General features: G+C 63.7%; 16 protein-coding genes. 6 read left to right on the forward strand and 10 right to left on the reverse strand.

What is annotated here, in order from left to right; translation table 11 throughout:
* Positions 1 to 116 precede the first annotated feature (116 nt).
* From exbB to ACA065_RS30090, 6 genes are all read left to right on the forward strand, one after another.
* Positions 117 to 1097 carry a tonB-system energizer ExbB gene (gene exbB / locus ACA065_RS30065; protein WP_497692689.1) on the forward strand — a complete coding sequence of 327 codons (981 nt, stop codon included), beginning with the start codon at positions 117 to 119 and terminating at the stop codon, positions 1095 to 1097.
* 6 nt (positions 1098 to 1103) lie between these two features.
* Positions 1104 to 1529 carry a TonB system transport protein ExbD gene (exbD, locus tag ACA065_RS30070; protein WP_497692690.1) on the forward strand — a complete coding sequence of 142 codons (426 nt, stop codon included), beginning with the start codon at positions 1104 to 1106 and terminating at the stop codon, positions 1527 to 1529.
* Positions 1526 to 2275 (forward strand): energy transducer TonB family protein, encoded by a 750-nt coding sequence (locus ACA065_RS30075; protein ID WP_497692691.1) that lies wholly within the window; start codon positions 1526 to 1528, stop codon positions 2273 to 2275. The genes exbD and ACA065_RS30075 overlap by 4 nt, the downstream gene beginning before the upstream one ends.
* A gap of 247 nt (positions 2276 to 2522) precedes the next feature.
* Positions 2523 to 3443, forward strand: a complete 921-nt coding sequence (locus ACA065_RS30080) for a hydrogen peroxide-inducible genes activator (protein ID WP_015886540.1) — start codon at positions 2523 to 2525, stop codon at positions 3441 to 3443.
* 8 nt (positions 3444 to 3451) lie between these two features.
* On the forward strand, positions 3452 to 5527 hold the full coding sequence (recG, locus tag ACA065_RS30085) for an ATP-dependent DNA helicase RecG (protein WP_497692692.1): 2076 nt from the start codon (positions 3452 to 3454) through the stop codon (positions 5525 to 5527).
* Between the two features lie 77 nt (positions 5528 to 5604).
* The gene (locus tag ACA065_RS30090) at positions 5605 to 7005 is read left to right on the forward strand and encodes an aminoacyl-tRNA deacylase and HDOD domain-containing protein (protein ID WP_497692693.1); all 1401 of its coding nucleotides are present in this window, start codon (positions 5605 to 5607) and stop codon (positions 7003 to 7005) included.
* A gap of 135 nt (positions 7006 to 7140) precedes the next feature.
* Here ACA065_RS30090 and ACA065_RS30095 read toward each other — a convergent pair whose 3' ends face one another.
* The 10 genes from ACA065_RS30095 to ACA065_RS30140 all read right to left on the reverse strand — a co-directional run bounded on the left by ACA065_RS30095 (position 7141) and on the right by ACA065_RS30140 (position 21405).
* Positions 7141 to 7521 (reverse strand): helicase, encoded by a 381-nt coding sequence (locus ACA065_RS30095; RefSeq protein WP_094948697.1) that lies wholly within the window; start codon positions 7519 to 7521, stop codon positions 7141 to 7143.
* A gap of 124 nt (positions 7522 to 7645) precedes the next feature.
* Positions 7646 to 8563, reverse strand: coding sequence for a type VI secretion system-associated lipoprotein TagQ (gene tagQ, locus ACA065_RS30100; protein ID WP_497692694.1), 918 nt, complete (start codon positions 8561 to 8563; stop codon positions 7646 to 7648).
* Between the two features lie 84 nt (positions 8564 to 8647).
* Complete coding sequence (locus tag ACA065_RS30105) at positions 8648 to 10360, reverse strand: formylglycine-generating enzyme family protein (RefSeq protein WP_497692695.1); 1713 nt, start codon at positions 10358 to 10360, stop codon at positions 8648 to 8650.
* A complete protein-coding gene (locus ACA065_RS30110) occupies positions 10353 to 11537 on the reverse strand; it encodes an ABC transporter permease family protein (RefSeq protein ID WP_497692696.1) in 1185 nt (394 codons plus the stop codon). Before ACA065_RS30110 ends, ACA065_RS30105 begins: the two co-directional genes overlap by 8 nt.
* Positions 11537 to 12241, reverse strand: coding sequence for an ABC transporter ATP-binding protein (locus tag ACA065_RS30115; RefSeq protein WP_497692697.1), 705 nt, complete (start codon positions 12239 to 12241; stop codon positions 11537 to 11539). Before ACA065_RS30115 ends, ACA065_RS30110 begins: the two co-directional genes overlap by 1 nt.
* Positions 12241 to 15252, reverse strand: a complete 3012-nt coding sequence (locus ACA065_RS30120) for a serine/threonine-protein kinase (RefSeq protein WP_497692698.1) — start codon at positions 15250 to 15252, stop codon at positions 12241 to 12243. Before ACA065_RS30120 ends, ACA065_RS30115 begins: the two co-directional genes overlap by 1 nt.
* Positions 15249 to 15968, reverse strand: a complete 720-nt coding sequence (locus ACA065_RS30125) for a PP2C family protein-serine/threonine phosphatase (RefSeq protein ID WP_159961053.1) — start codon at positions 15966 to 15968, stop codon at positions 15249 to 15251. Before ACA065_RS30125 ends, ACA065_RS30120 begins: the two co-directional genes overlap by 4 nt.
* A complete protein-coding gene (tagF, locus tag ACA065_RS30130; RefSeq protein ID WP_497692699.1) occupies positions 15969 to 16622 on the reverse strand; it encodes a type VI secretion system-associated protein TagF in 654 nt (217 codons plus the stop codon).
* Positions 16619 to 20119 (reverse strand): type VI secretion system membrane subunit TssM, encoded by a 3501-nt coding sequence (gene tssM / locus ACA065_RS30135; protein WP_497692700.1) that lies wholly within the window; start codon positions 20117 to 20119, stop codon positions 16619 to 16621. Before tssM ends, tagF begins: the two co-directional genes overlap by 4 nt.
* Positions 20116 to 21405 (reverse strand): DotU family type VI secretion system protein, encoded by a 1290-nt coding sequence (locus ACA065_RS30140; RefSeq protein WP_497692701.1) that lies wholly within the window; start codon positions 21403 to 21405, stop codon positions 20116 to 20118. Before ACA065_RS30140 ends, tssM begins: the two co-directional genes overlap by 4 nt.
* Between the last annotated feature and the right edge of the window lie 3 nt (positions 21406 to 21408).

Raw genomic sequence — 21408 nt, forward strand, 5'->3', positions numbered from 1 at the left:
GTAACTGTATTACTTTTGTTAACAAGAATTACTTGCAATAATAACCGCCCATTTGTCCTCGACCCACAGGGTCTGGCAGGACGATCACTCATTTTTTTCTCTCAGGTCCGGCCAGCATGACACGTAATACAAAACCCGCTTCGCCAACCAAGCCTCACAGCCCATCCCGCGCCTGGCGTGCGATTGCTGCGCTGCTGTTCAGCGTAATGCTGGCACCGACCGCCGCGTTCGCTGACGCGACTGCCCCAGCGGCTCCGGCGGCTGCCGAGCACAACGCAGCAACCCCGGCTGCTCCTGCTGCCGCGCCAGTCGCTACCGACCCGGCCCAGGCTGCAACGCCAGCACCGGCAGACGACTCCGGTGTTGTATTGGAAGAAGACAACAGCCTGGGCATGGCACATGACCTGTCGCCGTGGGGCATGTACCAGAATGCTGACGTAGTGGTGAAAGCCGTGATGATCGGCCTGGCCATCGCCTCGATCATTACCTGGACCATCTGGATCGGCAAAGGCTTCGAGCTGCTGGGCGCCAAGCGTCGCTTGCGCACTGAAATCGTCCACCTGAAAAAAGCCACCACCCTCAAGGAAGCCAGCGACACCGCGACCAAGAAGGGCACCCTGGCCAACCTGCTGGTACACGACGCGCTGGAAGAAATGCGCCTGTCGGTCAATACCCGCGAAAAAGAAGGCATCAAGGAGCGCGTCAGCTTCCGCCTGGAGCGCCTGGTTGCGGCCTGCGGTCGTAACATGAGCAGCGGCACCGGCGTGCTGGCCACCATCGGCTCGACTGCGCCGTTTGTCGGCCTGTTCGGCACCGTGTGGGGCATCATGAACAGCTTTATCGGCATCGCCAAAACCCAGACCACCAACCTCGCCGTCGTTGCCCCAGGCATCGCCGAAGCCCTGCTGGCTACCGCCCTGGGCTTGGTTGCCGCCATCCCTGCGGTGGTGATCTACAACGTATTCGCCCGTTCGATTGCCGGCTACAAGGCCCAGGTATCGGACGCGTCGGCAGAAGTCCTGCTGCTGGTCAGCCGCGACCTCGATCACCTGCCTACCGAGCGCAGCTCGCAACCGCACATGGTGAAAGTGGGGTAATCGGCCATGGGCCTGCATTTGAATCAAGGCGACGATGACCTCGTCGAGAACCACGAAATCAACGTCACGCCGTTTATCGATGTGATGCTGGTGCTGCTGATCATCTTCATGGTGGCGGCACCGCTGGCCACCGTGGACATCAAGGTCGACCTGCCCGCGTCCAGCGCCAAGCCTGCGCCGCGGCCAGAGAAACCGATCTTCCTCAGCGTCAAGGCGGACCAACGCCTGTTCCTGGGCGAAGAAGAAGTCAAAGCTGAAACCCTGGGCCCGGTGCTCGACGCCAAGACCCAAGGCAAAAAAGACACGACGATCTTCTTCCAGGCCGACAAGGGCGTGGACTACGGCGACCTGATGAACGTGATGGATGCCCTGCGGGCAGCCGGCTACCTCAAGGTAGGCCTGGTCGGACTTGAGACGGCAGCCAAGAAATGATCACGACGCGCCACAAACTGACGCGTTATGGCACCAGCCTCGCCGTCGTGCTGGGCGTGCATGCCGTCGCGATCATCATCGCGCTTCAATGGTCCGCGCCGCACCAAGTGACATTGCCCCCGGCGGCTATGGTCATTGACCTGGCGCCGATGCCGGCACCGCCGCCTCCGGCGCCACCGAAGGTGGTCACACCGCCGCAGCCGCCTGCTCCGGTCGAAGAGCTGCCCCTGCCGAAACTGGCCGAGGCGCCCAAGCCGACGATCCAGGTGCCCAAGCCGGTCAAGCCCAAGCCCAAACCTCAGCCGCCCAAGCCGGTGGAGAAGAAGCCCGAGCCGCCCAAGGAAAAACCTTCCGAGGACCCTCCGAGCGAATCCCCGCAGACCAACGCGCCGGCGGAAAAATCCGCCCAGCCAGTGCCCGGCCCATCGCCAGCACAGGTGGCGGCCAAAGCGTCCTGGGAAGGTGCCCTGCTGGCGCACTTGCAGAAGTACAAGAAGTACCCGCCAGGCGCCCAACAGCGTGGCAAGGAAGGCCTGAACCGCCTGCGCTTTGTGGTCGATGCCGAAGGCAATGTGCTGTCCTACGAGTTGGTGGGCCGCTCCGGTAATGCCGACCTGGACCGCGCAACCCTGGACATGATCCGTCGTGCCCAGCCACTGCCCAAGCCTCCGGCCGACATGTTGAAAGGCGGCAGCGTCGAGATCGTCGCGCCGTTCGTTTACAACATCGAGAAGCGCCGCCGCTAAAGATTGCAGGAGCGGGCTTGTGTGGGGGCGGGCCTGCTCGCGAATGCGGAGTATCAGTCATTGAATTTATTGGCTGATCCACCGCTTTCGCGAGCAAGCCCACTCCCACATTTGATTTCGTTGCCTCTAAACCCATCTTTCAGCTAAATCCTCCGCACTCCCCGCTCAATCCCGACCAAAGTTCTGATAACGTGCGTCTATCGATTGCAGCCGGTATGCTTGGCCCGCAACCTCATGGACGCCCGCTATGACTCTTACAGAATTACGCTACATCGTGACCCTCGCCCAAGAGCAGCACTTCGGCCACGCGGCCGAGCGTTGCCATGTCAGCCAGCCGACGCTGTCGGTGGGTGTGAAAAAGCTTGAAGACGAACTCGGTGTGCTGATTTTCGAGCGCAGCAAGAGCGCCGTGCGCCTCACTCCGGTGGGCGAAGGCATCGTTGCCCAGGCTCAGAAGGTGCTTGAACAAGCCCAAAGCATTCGCGAGCTGGCCCAGGCCGGCAAGAACCAGCTGACTGCGCCACTGAAAGTCGGCGCCATCTACACCGTCGGCCCGTACCTGTTCCCGCACCTGATCCCGCAACTGCACCGCGTCGCGCCGCAGATGCCGCTGTATATCGAAGAAAACTTCACCCACGTATTGCGTGACAAACTGCGCAACGGTGAGCTGGACGCGATCATCATCGCCCTGCCGTTCAACGAGGCAGACGTGCTGACCCTGCCGCTCTACGATGAGCCGTTCTACGTGCTGATGCCCGCCTCCCACCCGTGGACGCAAAAAGACACCATCGACGCCGGCCTGCTCAACGACAAGAGCCTGCTGCTGCTCGGCGAAGGCCACTGCTTCCGCGACCAGGTACTCGAAGCCTGCCCGACGCTGACCAAAGGCAACGACGGCGCCAAGCACACCACCGTGGAATCCAGCTCCCTGGAAACCATTCGTCACATGGTGGCGTCCGGCCTGGGTATTTCGATCCTGCCGCTGTCGGCAGTCGACAGCCATCACTACGCCCCCGGCGTGATCGAAGTGCGCCCACTCACGCCACCGGTGCCGTTCCGCACCGTAGCAATCGCCTGGCGCGCCAGCTTCCCGCGCCCGAAAGCGATTGAAATCCTCGCCGACTCGATCCGCCTGTGTTCGGTGGCCAAGCCGCCTGCTGCGAGCTAAGTAAACGTATGACCGAGTTGTCGCAGGTGTCGGTGACCGCACTCAAAGGTGTCGGTGAAGCCATGGCCGAAAAGTTGGCCAAGGTCGGCCTGGAAAACCTCCAGGACGTGCTGTTCCACCTGCCCCTGCGTTATCAGGACCGCACGCGTGTGGTGCCCATCGGCCATTTGCGCCCTGGGCAAGACGCGGTGGTCGAAGGCACCGTCAGTGGCGCCGACGTGGTGATGGGCAAGCGCCGCAGTCTGGTCGTGCGCCTGCAGGACGGCACGGGCGGCCTGAGCCTGCGCTTCTACCATTTCAGCAACGCACAAAAGGAAGGCCTCAAGCGCGGCACTCGCGTGCGTTGCTACGGTGAGGCGAGGCCTGGCGCGTCCGGCCTGGAAATCTACCACCCGGAATACCGCGCCATTACCGGCGACGAGCCACCGCCGGTGGACACCACCCTCACACCGATCTACCCGCTGACCGAAGGCCTGACCCAGCAGCGCCTGCGTCAGCTGTGCATGCAGACCCTGTCCATGCTCGGCCCAAAAAGCCTGCCCGACTGGCTGCCGGTGGAGCTGGCCCGCGACTACCAACTGGCGCCGCTGGACGATGCAATCCGCTACCTGCATCACCCGCCCGCCGACGCCGATGTAGACGAGCTCGCGCTGGGTCATCACTGGGCGCAACATCGCCTGGCCTTCGAAGAACTGCTGACGCACCAATTGTCCCAGCAACGCCTGCGCGAAAGCATGCGCTCTCTGCGCGCGCCGGCAATGCCCAAAGCCACGCGCCTGCCTGCGCAATACTTGGCCAACCTGGGCTTCGCGCCGACCGGTGCCCAGCAGCGCGTTGGCAATGAAATCGCCTACGACCTCAGTCAGCACGAACCGATGCTGCGCCTGATCCAGGGTGACGTGGGTGCGGGCAAGACCGTGGTCGCCGCCCTCGCCGCCTTGCAGGCGCTGGAAGCCGGTTACCAAGTGGCGTTGATGGCGCCCACCGAGATTCTCGCCGAACAGCACTTCATCACCTTCAAGCGCTGGCTCGAACCGCTGGGCCTGGAAGTGGCATGGCTGGCCGGCAAGCTCAAGGGCAAGGTCCGCGCGGCGGCGCTGGAACAGATCGCCGGCGGCGCACCGATGGTGGTGGGCACCCACGCGTTGTTTCAGGACGAAGTGCAGTTCAAGAACCTCGCACTGGTGATCATCGACGAGCAGCACCGCTTCGGCGTGCAGCAACGCCTGGCCCTGCGTCAGAAAGGTGTGGGCGGGCGCATGAACCCACACCAGTTGATCATGACCGCCACGCCGATCCCGCGCACCCTGGCCATGAGCGCCTACGCCGACCTCGACACCTCGATCCTCGACGAACTGCCGCCAGGTCGCACCCCGGTCAACACCGTGCTGGTCACCGACACCCGCCGCGTGGAAGTGATCGAGCGCGTGCGCGGCGCCTGCGCCGAAGGCCGCCAGGCTTACTGGGTGTGCACGCTGATTGAGGAGTCTGAAGAGCTGACCTGTCAGGCCGCCGAAACCACCTTTGAAGACCTCACCAGTGCCTTGGGCGAGCTCAAGGTCGGGCTGATCCACGGCCGCATGAAGCCTGCGGAAAAAGCCGCCGTCATGGCCGAATTCAAGGCCGGCAACCTGCAACTGCTGGTCGCCACCACGGTGATCGAAGTAGGTGTGGACGTACCCAACGCCAGCCTGATGATCATCGAAAACCCCGAACGCCTGGGGCTCGCCCAACTGCACCAATTGCGCGGCCGCGTCGGCCGGGGCAGCGCCGCCAGCCATTGCGTGCTGCTCTACCACCCGCCGCTGTCACAGATCGGCCGTCAGCGCCTGGGCATCATGCGCGAAACCAACGACGGTTTTGTCATCGCCGAAAAAGACCTCGAGCTGCGCGGCCCCGGCGAAATGCTCGGCACCCGCCAGACCGGCCTGCTGCAATTCAAAGTCGCCGACCTGATGCGCGATGCCGACCTGTTACCCGCCGTGCGTGATGCCGCGCAAGCGCTGCTCGAACGCTGGCCGGATCATGTCAGCCCGTTGCTCGACCGCTGGCTGCGCCATGGGCAGCAATACGGCCAAGTGTGACGCCTGACTCACTTATCCAACCAACACATGTAACAAGCTGGTTATACTTCGGTGACTGTACGAAATTGGATCAGGCCATGTCAGAAGTTGCCCTCGCCACAGCCCCACTGACCGCCCCGCCGGTCATTCGGGCTCTGCTCGCAAAGCTCGCCATCCCCTACACGGAAGTGGCGGAACACGCCGGCCTGAATCCCGCGCGAAAGGTCCAGGCGGTGCTGTTGGAAGATGCCGTTGGCGCACTCATGGTGCTGTTCCCGCAGAGCCAGTTGCTTGACCTCAACCGCCTCGCCGAACTGACCGGCCGCCGCCTCACGGCCGTGTCGCCGGACCGCGTCGAGCGCATGCTGGCCAAGCATGACCTGAGCCTGCTGCCAGGCCTGCCTGCGTTGACCAGCTCGCCTTGCCTGTACGAAGGCAGCCTGCTCAGCGAGCCGAGCCTGCTGGTGCATTCGGGCGAAGCCGGCCTGCTGCTGGAAATCGCCAGCGGCGATTTCAAGACCATGCTCACCAAAGCCAGCGCCGGGCACTTCGGCGAGCCCTTGAGCAACATTCGCCCCAACCTCGACCGCCCCAATGATGACCGCGAGGAAATCACCCAGGCGATGCAGGCCTTCACCGCCCGCCGTATTCAGCAACGCCTGGAAGCGACCATCGAGATTCCGCCGCTGGCCGACACTGCGCAAAAAATCATCAAGCTGCGCGTCGACCCCAACGCAACCATCGATGACATCACCGGCGTGGTGGAAACCGACCCGGCCCTGGCCGCCCAGGTGGTGAGTTGGGCTGCATCGCCGTACTACGCCTCGCCCGGCAAAATTCGCTCAGTGGAAGACGCCATCGTGCGCGTACTGGGCTTTGATCTGGTGATCAACTTGGCGCTGGGCCTGGCCCTCGGTAAAACCCTGAGCCTGCCCAAAGACCATCCGCACCAGTCCACGCCGTACTGGCACCAGTCGATCTACACCGCCGCCGTGATCGAAGGCCTGACCCGCGCCATGCCGCGCGCGCAGCGCCCGGAAGCCGGCCTGACGTACCTGGCCGGCCTGCTGCACAACTTCGGTTACCTGCTGCTGGCCCACGTGTTCCCGCCGCACTTCTCGCTGATCTGCCGTCACCTGGAGGTCAACCCGCACCTGTGCCACAGCTATGTCGAGCAACATTTGCTGGGCATCAGCCGCGAGCAGATCGGTGCCTGGCTGATGCGCTACTGGGACATGCCGGACGAACTGTCCACTGCCCTGCGCTTCCAGCACGACCCAACCTACGACGGCCAATATGCCGAGTACCCGAACCTGGTGTGCCTGGCGGTGCGCTTGCTGCGCAGCCGCGGCATCGGTTCCGGGCCGGATGAGGCGATTCCGGATGCACTGCTGGAGCGCTTGGGCTTGAGCCGTGACAAGGCTGAGGAAGTGGTCGGCAAGGTGTTGGATGCCGAGGTGCTGTTGCGTGAGTTGGCGTCGCAGTTCAGCCAGGGATAAATTCGGCGTCCATTACACCGTATTCGCGAGCAAGCCCGCTCCCACATTTGGCTGCATTCCAAAGCTGGAACTCGGTCGAATGTGGGAGCGGGCTTGCTCGCGAATGCAGTCGGCTCGGTACTGCTGAAGAAACCCTCAGGCCTTCTTCTTTTTCTTCGGCTTCAAATACTTGGTCAGCCCCTGGAACCAGATCACCAGCGCCGGGTTGCCCTTGATCTGGATCGACTTGTCCTGAATCCCCGTCATGAACGCCAGTTGCTTGTTCTTCGCCTGCATCGTGGCGAAGCCGTAGGCGGCATCCTTGAAGGCGATAGCAAACGCAGGCTCCGGGTGGACACCCGAGCGGCTGGTGATGCGCTGGTCTTTGACGATGAAGTGACGGGCAACCTTGCCGTCGAGGGTCTGCAACTGGAACGCCAGGTCTTTATCACCCAACTGTTGCTGGAAAGCAGGGTTGGTGCGGCTGGCTTTGCCCATCATCAGGCCCAGCACCCACAGCAGAAGACGAAATTTCATGCACACGGCCTCGGTGTATTTATTAAGTGGCCGCAGCAGTGTAACGATTTACCGGTGGAACGCCACCGATCTCGCGCTTTAGCAGGAGATCGGCAGGCGTTTAACGCTTATAGCAACATCTTGCTTAAACGTTAGGGCAAGGCACCGGCGCCCAGTCGGCGAGGTTTGGATCGCGGCAGGTGCCTTCGATCTGCGCTTTACCGGCGCTGGCAACCTGCTTGCTTTCAGCTTGCTTGGTCTGCGCAGTCAGGATGGTTTTTTCGGTGGAGACCGCTTCTTTCGGCACGGTTGGCAGCACCGGCTTTTTCGGTGGCTTTTTACCTTTCTTGGCCGGGGTCACGGCTGGCGTCACATCGGCCTGAGCCACGGTGACCACGTCGGCACGCTGCACGCCGACTTGTTGCAGGTCTTTCTCGTAAGCCTGGGTGTAGTTGTTCAGGTCTTCGCTGGCTTTGCCGTTGACCGCGACGATCAGGTCATTGGATTCTTTGAGGCCGGAAACGATTTCCGCCAGGCGTTTGCGGCCTTCGGTATCGTTGACGGTCTTGGCTTTACGATCAGCCACCAGCTTGGTGAATGCGCTCTGGTAGCACTGCTGGGACGCCTTGGCGTACGCGGTGCTGCGGTCGATGTCGGAGGCGCTTTTGTTGACGTCAGCTGCGTAGGACGCAATGCGCTGGTTGTCATCGCTGATCTGCTTCTGACGCTCGGTGTAGTAACCCGCCGCGCCGCCAGCCAGGGCGCCGCCCGCTGCACCGATGGCGGCGTTACGGCCGCGCTTGTCGGAGTCGCCGGTCAGCGCGCCCAGCAGTGCACCGCCGGCAGCGCCGATGGCCGCGCCAGTGACGACCGACTTGGTCATGTCCGAATCCGTCGCGCGCAGGTGTTGCACCGGCTCGTAGCAGCTCGGGTAGTACTCGACCTTGGTGCTCGACGCGACCTTGGAGGCCGGCGACGTGGCACAACCGGTCAACACGGTGCTGAAACCGGCCGCGATCAGCAGCAGGTGACGCTTGGAAACCGCCTTACGGGAAAAAAGCATAGGTGTGTTCTCTTTTAAGTTTGACTTGCCCAGCACGGCCCACCGCCGCCTGAGTCCCTTCCAAGCTCGCCATACAACCAGCGATCAAGACCGCTGACCGCTCGCTGCGAGCAATTCCTTCAAGATCGTTGCCGGGTCGGCCCGCTGTTGCTTGCGGTAGTTGCCGACATGGCGAACGAACAGTGTTGCGCGCGTCACCAGGCTCTTGCCGAGCACGGGCTTGCGATCCAACTCTTCCTTGATTCGTTGAAACTGCGCCTGGATCACCGCATCGGTGTAACGCGTGCCGGTGGCCAGGTTGTCGATATAGATCGCCACCGCGCCATCAAGCGCGCTACGGCCATTGGTGATGGCCATGTCAAACAGCTGCGCGCTGGCCGCGTCCTTGTTGTCCAAGGCCTGCTGGCGACTCTTCTGCAGGTTGGCCAGGCGGATGTTGTAGTTGGCGATGGTCTCGGCCACCAGCGCGGCCGACTGAATCAGGTTGCCCGCCGCCTCTTCGCGTTGCTGGGCGATCAGCGACACGTTGCGTTTGAGCTCTTCGTTGACCAGGCCCAGCTCGGCTTGCAGCTTGGGATCGACGCTGGCGGCGATGATGCTGTCCAGGCGTTTGGTCGGGTCCTGGGCGTCGTCGATGGCGTCGGTCAGCGAGGCCAGGCGGCCTTCTTTCTGCCACTGGGCGAACAGCTCCTTGTAGCGCGAGCGCGGCGCCGACAACGCGCCAATCGCCACGCGAAAACCGGTGGTCTCGTTGCTCTGTTCGGTGCCGTCGGCGGCGAACAACGGGTACTCGCGGCGCATGCCGGTAAACAGCGTGCCCTCGCCTTCCAGATAGTTGCCGCCCTTGACCACAAAGCCGCCGTAGGTGCCTTGGCGACGCCCGGCGTGCACCAGTTGGAACGATTCCTGGACCATTTCCGCCGCGTTGCCGATTACATCGAACATACCGATCGGGTTGGGCAGTTTGGTGCCAATCGGCATCAGGCGCGCCGCCTGGCCGGTGCCGCCAGCGACCTGGTTGAACACCGCGTAATCACCCAGCGGGCCGTCGCTTTCACTGCCTTCGACGCGGCGTGGAAACAGGCGCCCTTCGAGATCCTGGCGGCTCACCGCCTGGCCACCGCGCGCGGCGAACTCCCATTCCACTTCAGTGGGCAAGCGTACGAAACCCAGGCCGCCGTCTTCAGCCGAAGCACCGCGACCACTCACCGGCAGCACGTCGCGGTGGTATTTCATCAACCAGGCGCTGTACACCGCCGAGAAACGCTCGGCCTCAAAGCGCGACAGTTTCACCTTGGGCAAACGCGCGGCCATGCCGGTAGGCGCATCGCAGGCAGGCGCTGGTTCGCCACTGGCCAGCGACTGCGCCTGGGACATCACCTGAGCGTATTGGCGTGCGGTCACTTCGTACTTGCCGATGAAGTACAGCATCGGCTTGAGCGGGGTTTTGGCGTCGGTCTTCGGCATCAACGGCGCAATGACTTTGTTCCAGTCTTTGGGCAAGTCCTTGAGAGTGAACTGGCCGTTGATAAAGTCGCGGCGGTAGCCGGAAATAAACGACTGCTGATAACCCGCCTCACCTTCGGCAAAGGGGTAGCCGAGGCTGATCTCGCGGTCATCCAAGGTGCCTTGGGCCAACACGTAGGCGTAGCGGAACACCATATTGCCTTCGCACGGCAGCGGCAGGCTCACGTCGTCGGGCAACGGTTTGGGGTTGTCGAGTTTGTCGCTCGCTTCGTCGGCCCAAGCCAGCGAGGCCAAGCTCAGCGCCATGGCGGCGCCCAGTAACTTATACATCTCTGATTCCTTCAGAAGCCTGGATACGCGCCACTCGCCAACCGCCACAGGCCGCCGCCACGGCGCTGACGCCGAGGATTGCAACCAGGGCCAGACCGTAGTGACGCGCCAGCAGGTGACTGGCGTATTCGCCCGGCACCTGCACAAATAGCTTATTCAAAGCGGCCTCGGCCAAGCCATACAGCCCAGCACTGAGTACAGCAGCAAAACCTGCGCTGTACAGCGCCTGCACCATCACAAACAGCAATAGCCCGGCGGTAGAAAACCCCAACAGGCGCAACACCGATAATTCCCGACGCTTGCGCGCCACGGCCGCCAGCGCCCCGGCGAAGATCGCCGCAAACGCCCCGGCCAAGGCCAGCGCGGCAATGATCCAGAATACGATCGACAGGTTGCGACTCAACGACTGCACCTGGGCGATGGTGTTCGCCTGGGTCGACACCAACAGGTTCTGCCCGGCGAAAAACACCCGCAACGGCTCCACATCGGCGAGGTTGCGCGCGTACAGACGAAACGCCGGATATATCCGCTGCTCAGTCACGCCGACCGCGTCACCTTCCCAACCCAACGCCGGCACCGCGCGGCCGTCGCGGTAATCTTCCGCCGCTTCCAGCAGGGCCAAATCGGCAAACAAGCCGTCACGCGCAAACGCCGCCAATGGCAGCACTGCCAGCACTTGCAGACGCGTGCGCTGGGCTTCGACGCGCCCCGCCACTTGCCGCGCAAAGCTGGTCTCCAGCCAATCGCCAGGCCGCGCCGCGAGTTTTTCCGCAGCGGTGTGGCTCAGCACGATCTGGTCCAGGCCCTTGGGCATCGGCACACCGCCCAGCAATGGGTCACCCGCCGCCGTCGGCAGCATTTCCAAGGTCAGCGTGCCCACTTGCGCGGTTGCCGCAATCTGCCGTGTACGCGGCACAGCAAAGGCCACGTTGCTACGCTGGGCGAGCTGCTCGATAAACGCCGCGTTGAATCGACCACCGCCCAACGGAATAATTTCACGGGTCGCGGGGTCGGTCTCCAAGCGTTCGGTCAAACTGCTAACCAGTCCAAATTTCAGCCCGAATAACACCAGCAACGGCGCAATAACGGCCACCAACGCCAACACCGAACAGGCCGACAGCCAGGCGTCGTTGCGGTAATCCTGCCAAGCCAGCGACGCCACCAGGCCGATGCGCATCAGCACACCTCCCCGAGCGTGGCGGTGACGCCGCCGTCGGTGTCGCGCCGGCAACTGATGCGCCGCACCTGCAAGCCACTGGCGCGGGCCAGCGGTTCATCATGGGTGGCGATCACGCAGGCGGCGCGGTGCTCGCGGGCCTGCGCCAGCAACGCCTGCATGACGCGCTCTGCGTTAAGCGGGTCAAGCGAGGCGGTCGGCTCATCAGCCAGCACCAACTGCGGCGCATGGGCCAAGGCGCGGGCACAGCTCACGCGCTGGCGTTGGCCCACCGACAACGCGGCCGGCTTTTTGGCCAACTGATCGCTGATTTCCAACTGCTCGGCCAAACGCGCCACGCTGCCGTCGTCCTTAAGGCCGAGCAATTGCCGGGACAAAGCGATATTGCTGCGCACATCGAGAAAACCCAGCAGGCCGCCGGTTTGCAGCACATACCCCAGGTGTTTGCTGCGCAACTCGGCCAAGGTGGATTGCTGATCAGCACGCCACAGCCCGCCGACATCAAGCTGGTCAAATTCAAACTGGCCGACCTGATCCGGCGCCAACACCAGCGCCAGCAAATCGAGCAAGGTGCTTTTGCCACAGCCACTGGGCCCGACAATCGCGAGCTGCTCACCCGCGCGCAGCGCCAGCGCCGGAATAACCAGGCTGTAGCGCTGGCTGCCGACGCCACGGCTTTTGTGCACTGCGCTCAGGTTAAGCATTACGGCAGCGTCGACAATGGCACGCGGTACAACGCGTCGCCCGGCTCGGCATCGCCGAATCGGACCCAGTTGGCCACGTCATTGTGGAAGGTTTCGTAGAGGCGAATTTTCGAATCCAACTCGTCGATAAAGTCTTCCTGCTCGGCCACGCTCAACGACAACCACAAGTCCTGGGTCATGTTCAGCGACTTGCTGCGGTACGGCAGGCCTTCCAGGTACTCACCGAGGATGCCGCCGTCGGCCAGGTTGCCGCCCTTGCGCAGGGCCTGCGGGTCGCGGCTCATGTAGGCCGAGGCGCTGGCGATTTCCTGGAAGAAGTCCTTGGGTGAAGTCTGGGTTTTGCGCGCGGCATCGACGATCAGCTTCAGCGACTGCTGCAGGTCGTTGAGCTGCAATTTGGTCAGCATCACGCACACCTGAAACGCCGGCAGCGCCGGGTTGGTCAGGTCGCGGTCGGCGGTCCAGGCGCTGACCAGTTGTGGCGCCTGGCTGGCGGCTTTGCGCCCGAGGAAGTCCATGTGCATGGCGTAACCGACGGCGGCGGACTTGTCGGCCAGCGTCGGCGCGGTACTCAACAACGGCACCGGTTGTGGCGTATTGCTGCGCACCTGGTGCACGAGGTTGGCGAACACGCTGCCGATCTCATCAACGCGCTCACCCAGCTTGCGTACATCGCCACCCGGCACCGGCGTGTAGAGGTCGCCGATCTGCGGGTTGGCGTCGGCGGTGAGCACGCGGTACTGGGTTTCAGCCCCGGCGTGGGTTTTCTTGCCGGCGTCGGTGCGCAGGTGCAACGCGTAAATTTTGATCTGCTTGCCCAGTGCCGCCTGGCGCACTTCGGCTTCGTTCATCTGGGTGGCGGCAAACGGGTCGTTTTTGCGCAGTGCGCCAGCATCGGTGACCAGCAGGATGATACGCCCGCCGTAGCCGGACCAATCCATGCCATCCACCGCCTGCATCACCCCGGCAAACGCGTCTTCGTTGAACGAGTGGCTGGACACGGTGGAGGCTTTGACCTGGCGCGCCATGTCGAGAAAGCGTTGCGGGTCGCGGCCTTGATCAAGGGTGATCAGGGTCTTGGCCACGTATTCCAGGCCGGGGGTTTTCTTGATGCTGCTGCGAAAACCCACCAGGCCGAAGCTGACGCTGTCCAGCTCGCCACGTTCGGCGATACGGGTTTGCAGTTCGTGCACCACGTCGCGGACTTGGTCGATGTAAGGCTGCATCGACACGGTGGTGTCGACCACCAGCACCACCGCGGTGCGGAAGGCATCAGCGTTGGCGTTGATCGCTCGGGCGGTCGGCTTGGCGGCAGCGCTGCTGCCGGGGTCGATAGACGCGACATTCAGCAACTGCACCGGCTGGCCGTTTTCATCGAAGCTCTCTTTGGAGTCGAAGATCGGCAGCAGGTAAAACTGGTTCTGCGGCACGGCGCTGGCCGTCGGCTCCAGCGCCAGGACTTGCTGATTGTCTTCGCTGTTCTTCTGCGCCTTGGCCAGCACGCCTTTGGCGGCAGCGGGATCGGCGAGCAGCTTTTCCACCTCGCTGGATTGGCGCAGGAACATCACCGGCGCCCGGCCCGAGCGCTCGGTGAACTTGAGCACCAGGCTTTGCTTCCAGTCGCTGACCTGGGCGGCCGGCAACCAGCCATCGCTGCGCCCATCGGTGGCGGCGCCCACGCGTACCCACGGGCTGCCACCAACGTCTTTGCGCTGGTAAACATAGAGCACGGAAAACGCCGGCAGCCCTTCGCCGGTTGCACCACCGGCGTCATGGGAAAGCTTGGCGCCCGGCTTGCTGAGCACACGTTGGAACAAGGTCTTTTTGCCAGCCATCAGCAAAGGACGCTGACCGCCGTCCACATCGGCCACGGCTGGTTTTACTTCAGCAGGAGGCGGTGCCGCCGGCGGCGTTTTCGGGACTTTCGTGGCAGACGGCGCGGCAGGCGGCGCGGCAGGTGTATCGCTACCGCTCAGCCACCAGTAGCTCGCGCCACCGATGGCCAGCGCGACAGCCACCGCAACCGCAGCCAGGGCCAACACAGGCCCACGACGCTGCTCGGATACCGCGCGGTGTTGCGTCGGCGTCACCACCGGCTGACGCACCGGTTGCGGCTGGGGTTTCTCGGTCGGAATCTCGATAGACACCGGCGTCATGCCCGCCAGGTCAAAGCTCAGCGGAATCGGCAACGGCCGCACCAGCGTGGCTTCCGGCGCCTCTGCCGGCAGTTGGTCCAGCGCGCGCAGCAACGCCGCCGCATCCGGGAAACGTTCCGCCGGGTCCTTGGCTAACAGCTTGCGCAGCACGTCCTGATAACGGCCATGGTGCACCGGCAATTCGGGCAGCGGTTCGGTCAGGTGCGCCAGCGCCGTGGAAAGCGCATCAGTGCCGGAGTAAGGCAGTTTACCGACGAGAATCTCGTAGAGCACCACGCCCAACGCGTACAGGTCGGCGCGGCCATCAATCTCCTGGCCCCGCGCCTGCTCCGGGCTCATGTAGCTCGGCGTGCCCACGGCAAACCCGGCCTGGGTGAACTGGGTGCGGTCGTCCAGGGACTTGGCGATGCCGAAGTCCGACAACACGGCAGTGCCGTCAGCACGAAACAGAATGTTCGCCGGTTTGACGTCACGGTGCACCAGGCCTTGAGCATGCGCATAACCCAACGCCGAGGCGATCTGGCGGATCAGCGTTACGCCCTGCTCCGGTGTCAGGCCAGCGGCGATACGCTCTTTCAGCGTACCGTTGGGCAGGTATTCCATGGCCATGTAATACAGCTCACCGACGTTGCCGATGTCATGGATGGTTACCGTGTGCGGGTGCGACAAGCGCGCCAGGGTCTTGCCCTCGCGCAGGAAACGCTCGCAAAAACTCGGGTCGGCCGCCAGCGCTGCCGCCATTACTTTCAGCGCCACCTTTCGCTCCAGCGAACGCTGGGTCGCCAGGTACACGCTGGCCATGGCGCCTTCGCCGATCCCGCCTTCGATGTCATAACCCGGAATCACGATGTTCATGGCGAAACCTTCACGACAATGGCGGTGATGTTGTCCGGCGCACCCCGGTTGAGGCCCAAGTGCACCAGGCTGCGCACGATTTCGTCCGGCGCGTCATGGCCCAGCACTTCGCGGATTTCGTGATCTTCGACGGTTTTGTTCAGGCCATCGCTGCACAGCAGGTAGCTGTCACCCGGCGCGATCAGCAGGTCGACCACCGACAGTTCCAACTGGGCTTCCACGCCAATCGCGCGGGTGACGATATTGGCGCGCGGGTGCACGCGGGCATCGGCCTCGCTGAGCAGGCCGCTGTCTTGCAGGTCTTGCACGTAGCTGTGGTCGCGGGAAATGCCTTCGAGCACGCCGTCGCGCAGGCGGTACAGGCGGCTGTCACCGGCCCACAAGCACACGCCGCGCAGGCCGCGCGCCGCCAACACCACCACCGTGCTGCCCATCATGGTCACGCCGCGGTTGGCGGTTTCTTCGCGCACGGCGGCGTTGATGCGCAGCAGGTCATTGCGCAGGGCCGCCGAGTATTCGTCGAGGGAACGCCCCACCGGCACATTGCGCAGGCTGTCGACAATCAGGCTGCTGACATAGTCACCCGCCGCATGCCCGCCCATGCCGTCGGCCACCACCCACAGGCGGTTCTCCGGCAGGTCCAGGCACGCATCTTCATTGACCTGGCGGACCATGCCTACATGGCTTTTGCTCGCGGATTTGAACGTTGACCCCATCTACATCACACCTTCTTGTCCGAGCAAAAACTGCGCAAAATCGCCGGCGGCAGGCAAGCCCTGACACCGCAATAAACCAGGGGAAATCACCTGCGAACCACGGCCCCACCACAGGCTCGCGCCTTCGCAGGCCTGTTCGGCCAGCGCGGTCATGCGGCTGTGGGGCACGGTGGCGGCAACGCGTTGCAGGCCTGCAAAGCGGCTGTCCACGGCGCGCTGTTCACTCGCCGGGATGCCCAGTTTGTCGAGGCCATCGTTGAAAGCTTCAAAAGTCGCGCCGGCCTCCAGGGTGCTGAGCAACAGCTCTTCGGCCTGCTCAAACCAGGTGTCCGGCCCGCCGACCAGCGACGCAGGGTTGGTGTCGTGATCAAGCAACGCCACCACCGCCAACGGAAAATACCGACCGACCCGGTCAATGCTCGGCATCACCACGCCCGCCGCCGCGTTCGGCCCGCACACACCCGGCGCCAGCACAAAGCGCCACAACGGGCTGACCAGGTACACGTTGAGCCAATCGCCGCCCAAGCTGTTCTGGCTGGCGAGCAAACCCGCCGCCAACCAGCTGTCCCACGGGCCGATAAAACTCTGGGGCAAGGCGCGGCTGACGAAGTCTCCGCGACTGGCCAACTTGCCGTAGAAACCCAGCGTGGTCATAACCGCTCCGGCAGGCTGAAGCCGCTGAGCACACGGCTCCTGAACGGGTTGAAAGCGCTGTTGGCGCGCAGCTCGTAGGCGATGCTCGCGCCGTCCACCCGCAGGCGCAGGTTGAAGCGGTCCGGCGAATTGCCGGCGGTGAGGTCCGACTGCTCCAGTAAGCGGAACCAAGCCCACGGGCCGTCCAGGGTCACGCCCGAACGGCCGCTGGCCGATGGCGGCATGATGGAAATACGCACTACACCAATGCTGCCGGGGTTCGGCCATTGCATCGCCACCGGGCGGCTTGGACCGTGGTCGTAGCTGATTTGCTGGCCGTCGAGGTCGAGCAGGAACTGGGTGATGGTCGGGTCCATCGACACGGGTTTGAGTTCAAAACGCACAATCGGCTGAGTCCCCCCCGATCTAAAGAACGCATCACGAATAGTTGCTGCACGCTGGAAGGTTTGCAGCACGCCCGGTGCAATTCCAAGCTTCTGCGCCGCACCCGGTTGCCAGCGCCAAGTCTGCGCAGAGGTGTCCACGTAAGGCTGCAGGTATTTGCGGAAGTAGTTATCCATCACCCCGCCTACGCCGAAGAACTGGCCGAAGTCATCCAGCGTGGCATCGCGAGCACTGCCCGGCGACATCGGGTAACGCCCGGCCAGGGACTGGCGATACACGTTGACCACTTCGCTGACCCACGCCGCGTTCAGTTGATTGCGCACGCCGCCCATCATGCTGTTGGTGGTGGAATTGACCACCGACTTGACCATGCCCTGCACCAGTGGCGGCTGGCGTTCGGCATTCAGGCTGACGCGTGTGGCCGCAGCCGCCGCCTGGTTCTTCGCCTCACCGAGCAAGGCATCGCCACTGGCGCCGACCATGGCGCTGACCTGCACATACAGCGCATTCATGTCCGCCAGCAGGCCGTCGATGGCGGCCGGCTCGCCTTCACTCTTGCTGACGATGCTGTTGAGTTCGGCAAAGTGCGCAGTCACCGGGTCGTCAGCCGCTTGCGGTGCGTTGGCGGTCTGTTGCTCCTGGCCGAGCAGGCTGCCGAGGCGCTCCTTGAGCTTGTCGACACCGCCTTCCACCGGCACGCCTTTGGCAGCCAGTTGGCGCTCCTCGGCTTGCAGGTCGGTCTCTTTGGCCACCGCCACCAGCAGCTTTTTCAGCGGCGATGTGGGGCCGGAAATCACCCGCAGCACATCGGCGGCCTGGGCCACGCTGGTGATCGGCACGAAGTCGATGTCGGCGAGCAAGGCGTCCCACTGGCGCTGGTAATCCTGGAAGTACAGGCGGCGTACATCGGCGGCGAGGCTGACCACGTTCTGCTGGTCGGCCTGTTCACGGCCGAGCACCCATTGCTCTTCGGCGAGGGTGCCGGTCTGGTTCAGGCTGCTCAGCAGGAACGCCTGGCGATAACCCTTGGCGGTGAAGAACCCACTCAGCGGCTCGCCCAGCGGCTTGCCACTCTTGCGGCTGAACACCAGCGCAGCGTCGCGGCCAGCGGCCTCGTTAATGCGAAAGTCCGGGATGCCTTCGGGCAGTTTCTGGCGTTTGACCCGGTCATACACGCGCTGGGCCACCGGCAGTTGTTGCAGCTGCCGACGCAGATCGTCGATCAGGCGCGGGTCAAGGCGTGCGTTTGGCGGGTGACGTTCGAACAGGGCCTGCAAGTGCCCGCTCAACGCCTGGCGCTGATCGGCCGGCAGGTCGCGCGGCAGGTTGCGGTCCCAGTCCAGGGCGATCCAGGCCTTGATGAAGTCCGGGTCGTAATGCTCGGCGTCGGCGAGCATCAGGTAAGCCTTGAGGCCTTCGTAAAGGAAGTCGGAATTGCCGCCACCGTGCAGTTGTTCTTCGATGCGCGTCACCAGGCGCGGCGCGAAGACGGCGATCAACAGCTTGCGGTAAACACTGGCAGACTCGGCCTCAAGCATGTCGCCCTGATACAGCCCCAGCCCTTCGGACCAGCTTGGCGAATCACCCGCGAGGTTCTTCACCGCATTGAGCAATGGCAGTACGGCCAGCACTTCACGCTGCGCCGGGCTGAGGTTCTGTACCGTCTGGCCCAGCGGCGCAACCTTCTGATCGACTTGGGCGATATAGGCCTGGTTGGCGCGATAACTCACCCACCACAGGCCACTGACCACTACCACCAAGGCGATGGTAGCCGCCAACACGCCGCGCGCGATCCACTTGCGCCGACGCTCGACCTTCGGGTTCACACCCACCAGCCCACGTTCGGCAAACGCCACGGCAGTGAAGAGCTTTTCGATGAAATAACTGCGCCCGGTGCCGCTCTGGCGCGCCAGGTGCTGGCGGTCCAGGTTCATGCTCTGGGCCATGGCGCCGATCAAGCGATCAATCGGGCTGCCTTCCTGGGTGCCGCTGGTGAAGTACACGCCGCGCAGCAACACGCGCTCTTCAAAGGCATTCGGTTTGAACACACCTTCGAGGAAGCTTTGCAGGCAATCCTTCAACGCGCCGAACTGCTGCGGGAAGCCGTAGATCAGGTCGCGCCGCGCCGGGTCGCGCTCCTGTTGCAGGCGTTCCACCAAGCGCTCGTTGAGGCGCTGCTCCAAGCCTGCAAATTCACTTTGCAGCGTCGCCAACGGGCTGTCGCTGTTTTTGCCGTCATCCAGGGCAAAGGTCATGCCCCACACCTGGGCGCGGTCTTCCTTGCTCAGGTTGTCGAAGAACTCCATGAAGCCGGGCACCAGGTCGAGCTTGGTCAGCATCAGGTAGATCGGGAAACGCACGCCCAACTGGGTGTACAGCTCCTGGATACGCAAGCGAATCGCCGCCGCATGGGCGGCACGTTCGGCATCCGTGCCGAGCAGCAAGTCCGACAGGCTGATGGCGATAAACGCACCATCAATCGGGCGACGCGAGCGCTGCTTTTTCAGCAGGTCGAGGAAGCCCAACCACGCGGCTTTATCCACCGTCGAGTTGCTGTCTTGGGTGGTGTAGCGGCCAGCGGTGTCGAGCAAAACGGCTTGATCGGTAAACCACCAATCGCAGTTGCGCGTACCGCCGACGCCGCGCACCGCACCGGCGCCCAACTGCGCCGCCAGTGGGAAGTGCAGGCCGGAATTGACCAGCGCGGTGGTCTTGCCCGAACCCGGTGGGCCGATGATCACGTACCACGGCAGCTCGTAGAGGTTGCGGCGCTCATCACCGCCGAGCTTGGCCTTTTTCAGCAGCGCCAGGGCTTCGTCCATGCGTTGGCGCAGGGCGGTGAGTTCTTCGGTGGTAGCGGCGCTGTTAGGGTCGACCGGGGTTTGCGCCGCCAGGCTGCGCATCACCTCGGCGGCCTGTCGACGGGCCTGGACGATGCGAAACACGCGGTAAGCGATCCACACCGCAAACACCAGAATAATCAGCGCCCAGCGCCGCCCTTCCGGCACCAGCACGTCGAGCAACGGCCCGACAAACCAGATGATCAGGCTAAGGGCGATCAGGCCCAGTACGGGGATCACCCAGCGAATCATGAAACTGAAAAACGCCTTCACTCGACGCCCTCCGCCAATACGGTGATTTCAACCCGACGATTGCGGGCACGGCCTTCTGCGGTGGCGTTGGTGGCCACAGGCTCGGTGTCGCTTCGGCCTTCGGCGCTGAAGCGATCCGCCTGGCCGGTCTTGGCCGCCAGAATCTCCAGCACCGACTTGGCGCGGGCTTCGGACAGCGCCCAGTTGGAGGGGAAGCGCAGCGTGGCAATCGGGCGGTTATCGCTGTGCCCGGTGACGCGCACCTGGCCCTTGACCTTGCGGATGGCGTCGGCGATGCGCAGCATCAGCGGCTGGTAGTCATCGACGATGCTGGAGCTGGCGGAGGCGAATAGCTCATCGCCCCTGATCGTCACCACGGAGCGGTCGACCTTGTCTTCCACGGCCACGCGACCCGCCTTGATGTCTTCCACCAGGAAACCGGCCAGGCGCGGGCGCTCGATGACTTTTGGCTGCGCCACGGGGCGGTCGATGGCCTGCACCGGGATCTCGCCCAGGGCATGGATATTCTTGAACACCGGCTCGGCATCCGAGGCCAGTTTCATGCGTAAACCAAACAGCAACGCCAGCAGCAGCGCGAGGCCGATGGCCACGGCGATCCACGGCGGCATGAATTGCGCCAGGCGATCTCGCGCCATGGTCACGCCGCGCCAATGCGGTGACAGCTCGCGCTCGTGCTCGCCACGCGCACTGCGGATGGCGGCGGCGGTGCGTTCACGCAAGGTTTCCAAGTGGCTGCGACCGTCGTTCATCACGCGGTAACGGCCCTCGAAACCCAGGCACATGCACAGGTACAACAGCTCCAGCAGGTACAGGCGCTCGCGCGGGCTTTGCAGGCAGTGGTCGAGCAACTGGAAGACTTTTTCGCCGCCCCAGGCTTCGTTGTGCACGGTGATCAACAGGCTCTGCTTACCCCAGTCGCTGGTGCTGCCCCACGGCGTACTGAGCACCGCTTCATCGAGCGCGGTGCACAGCGCGTAACGTGCCAGCAGCACTTCGTTGCGCGCCACACCGGCCGCTTCTGCGCGCTCTTCGAATTGGCGCAGGTAGGCCAGCAACTGCGCGCGCAGGCTGGCCGGCGCCGGGTGCGCGATGGTATTGCGCAGGCGTGTCAACAGCGCCAGCAGTGGGCCGGCGGCGCTTTCCAGCGGGTTAAGGCCTTGGCTTTTGCCGGTCAGGATCGGCGCGGCCGGCATCGACAGCGGCGCGGGTTCTGCACGCGCGGGTTCCGGCGCACGGCCACCCGGGCGCGGCATGAACTGGGTGCGGTCATCATCATTGGGATGCATCGC

The organism is Pseudomonas sp. LBUM1640 (assembly GCF_059716225.1).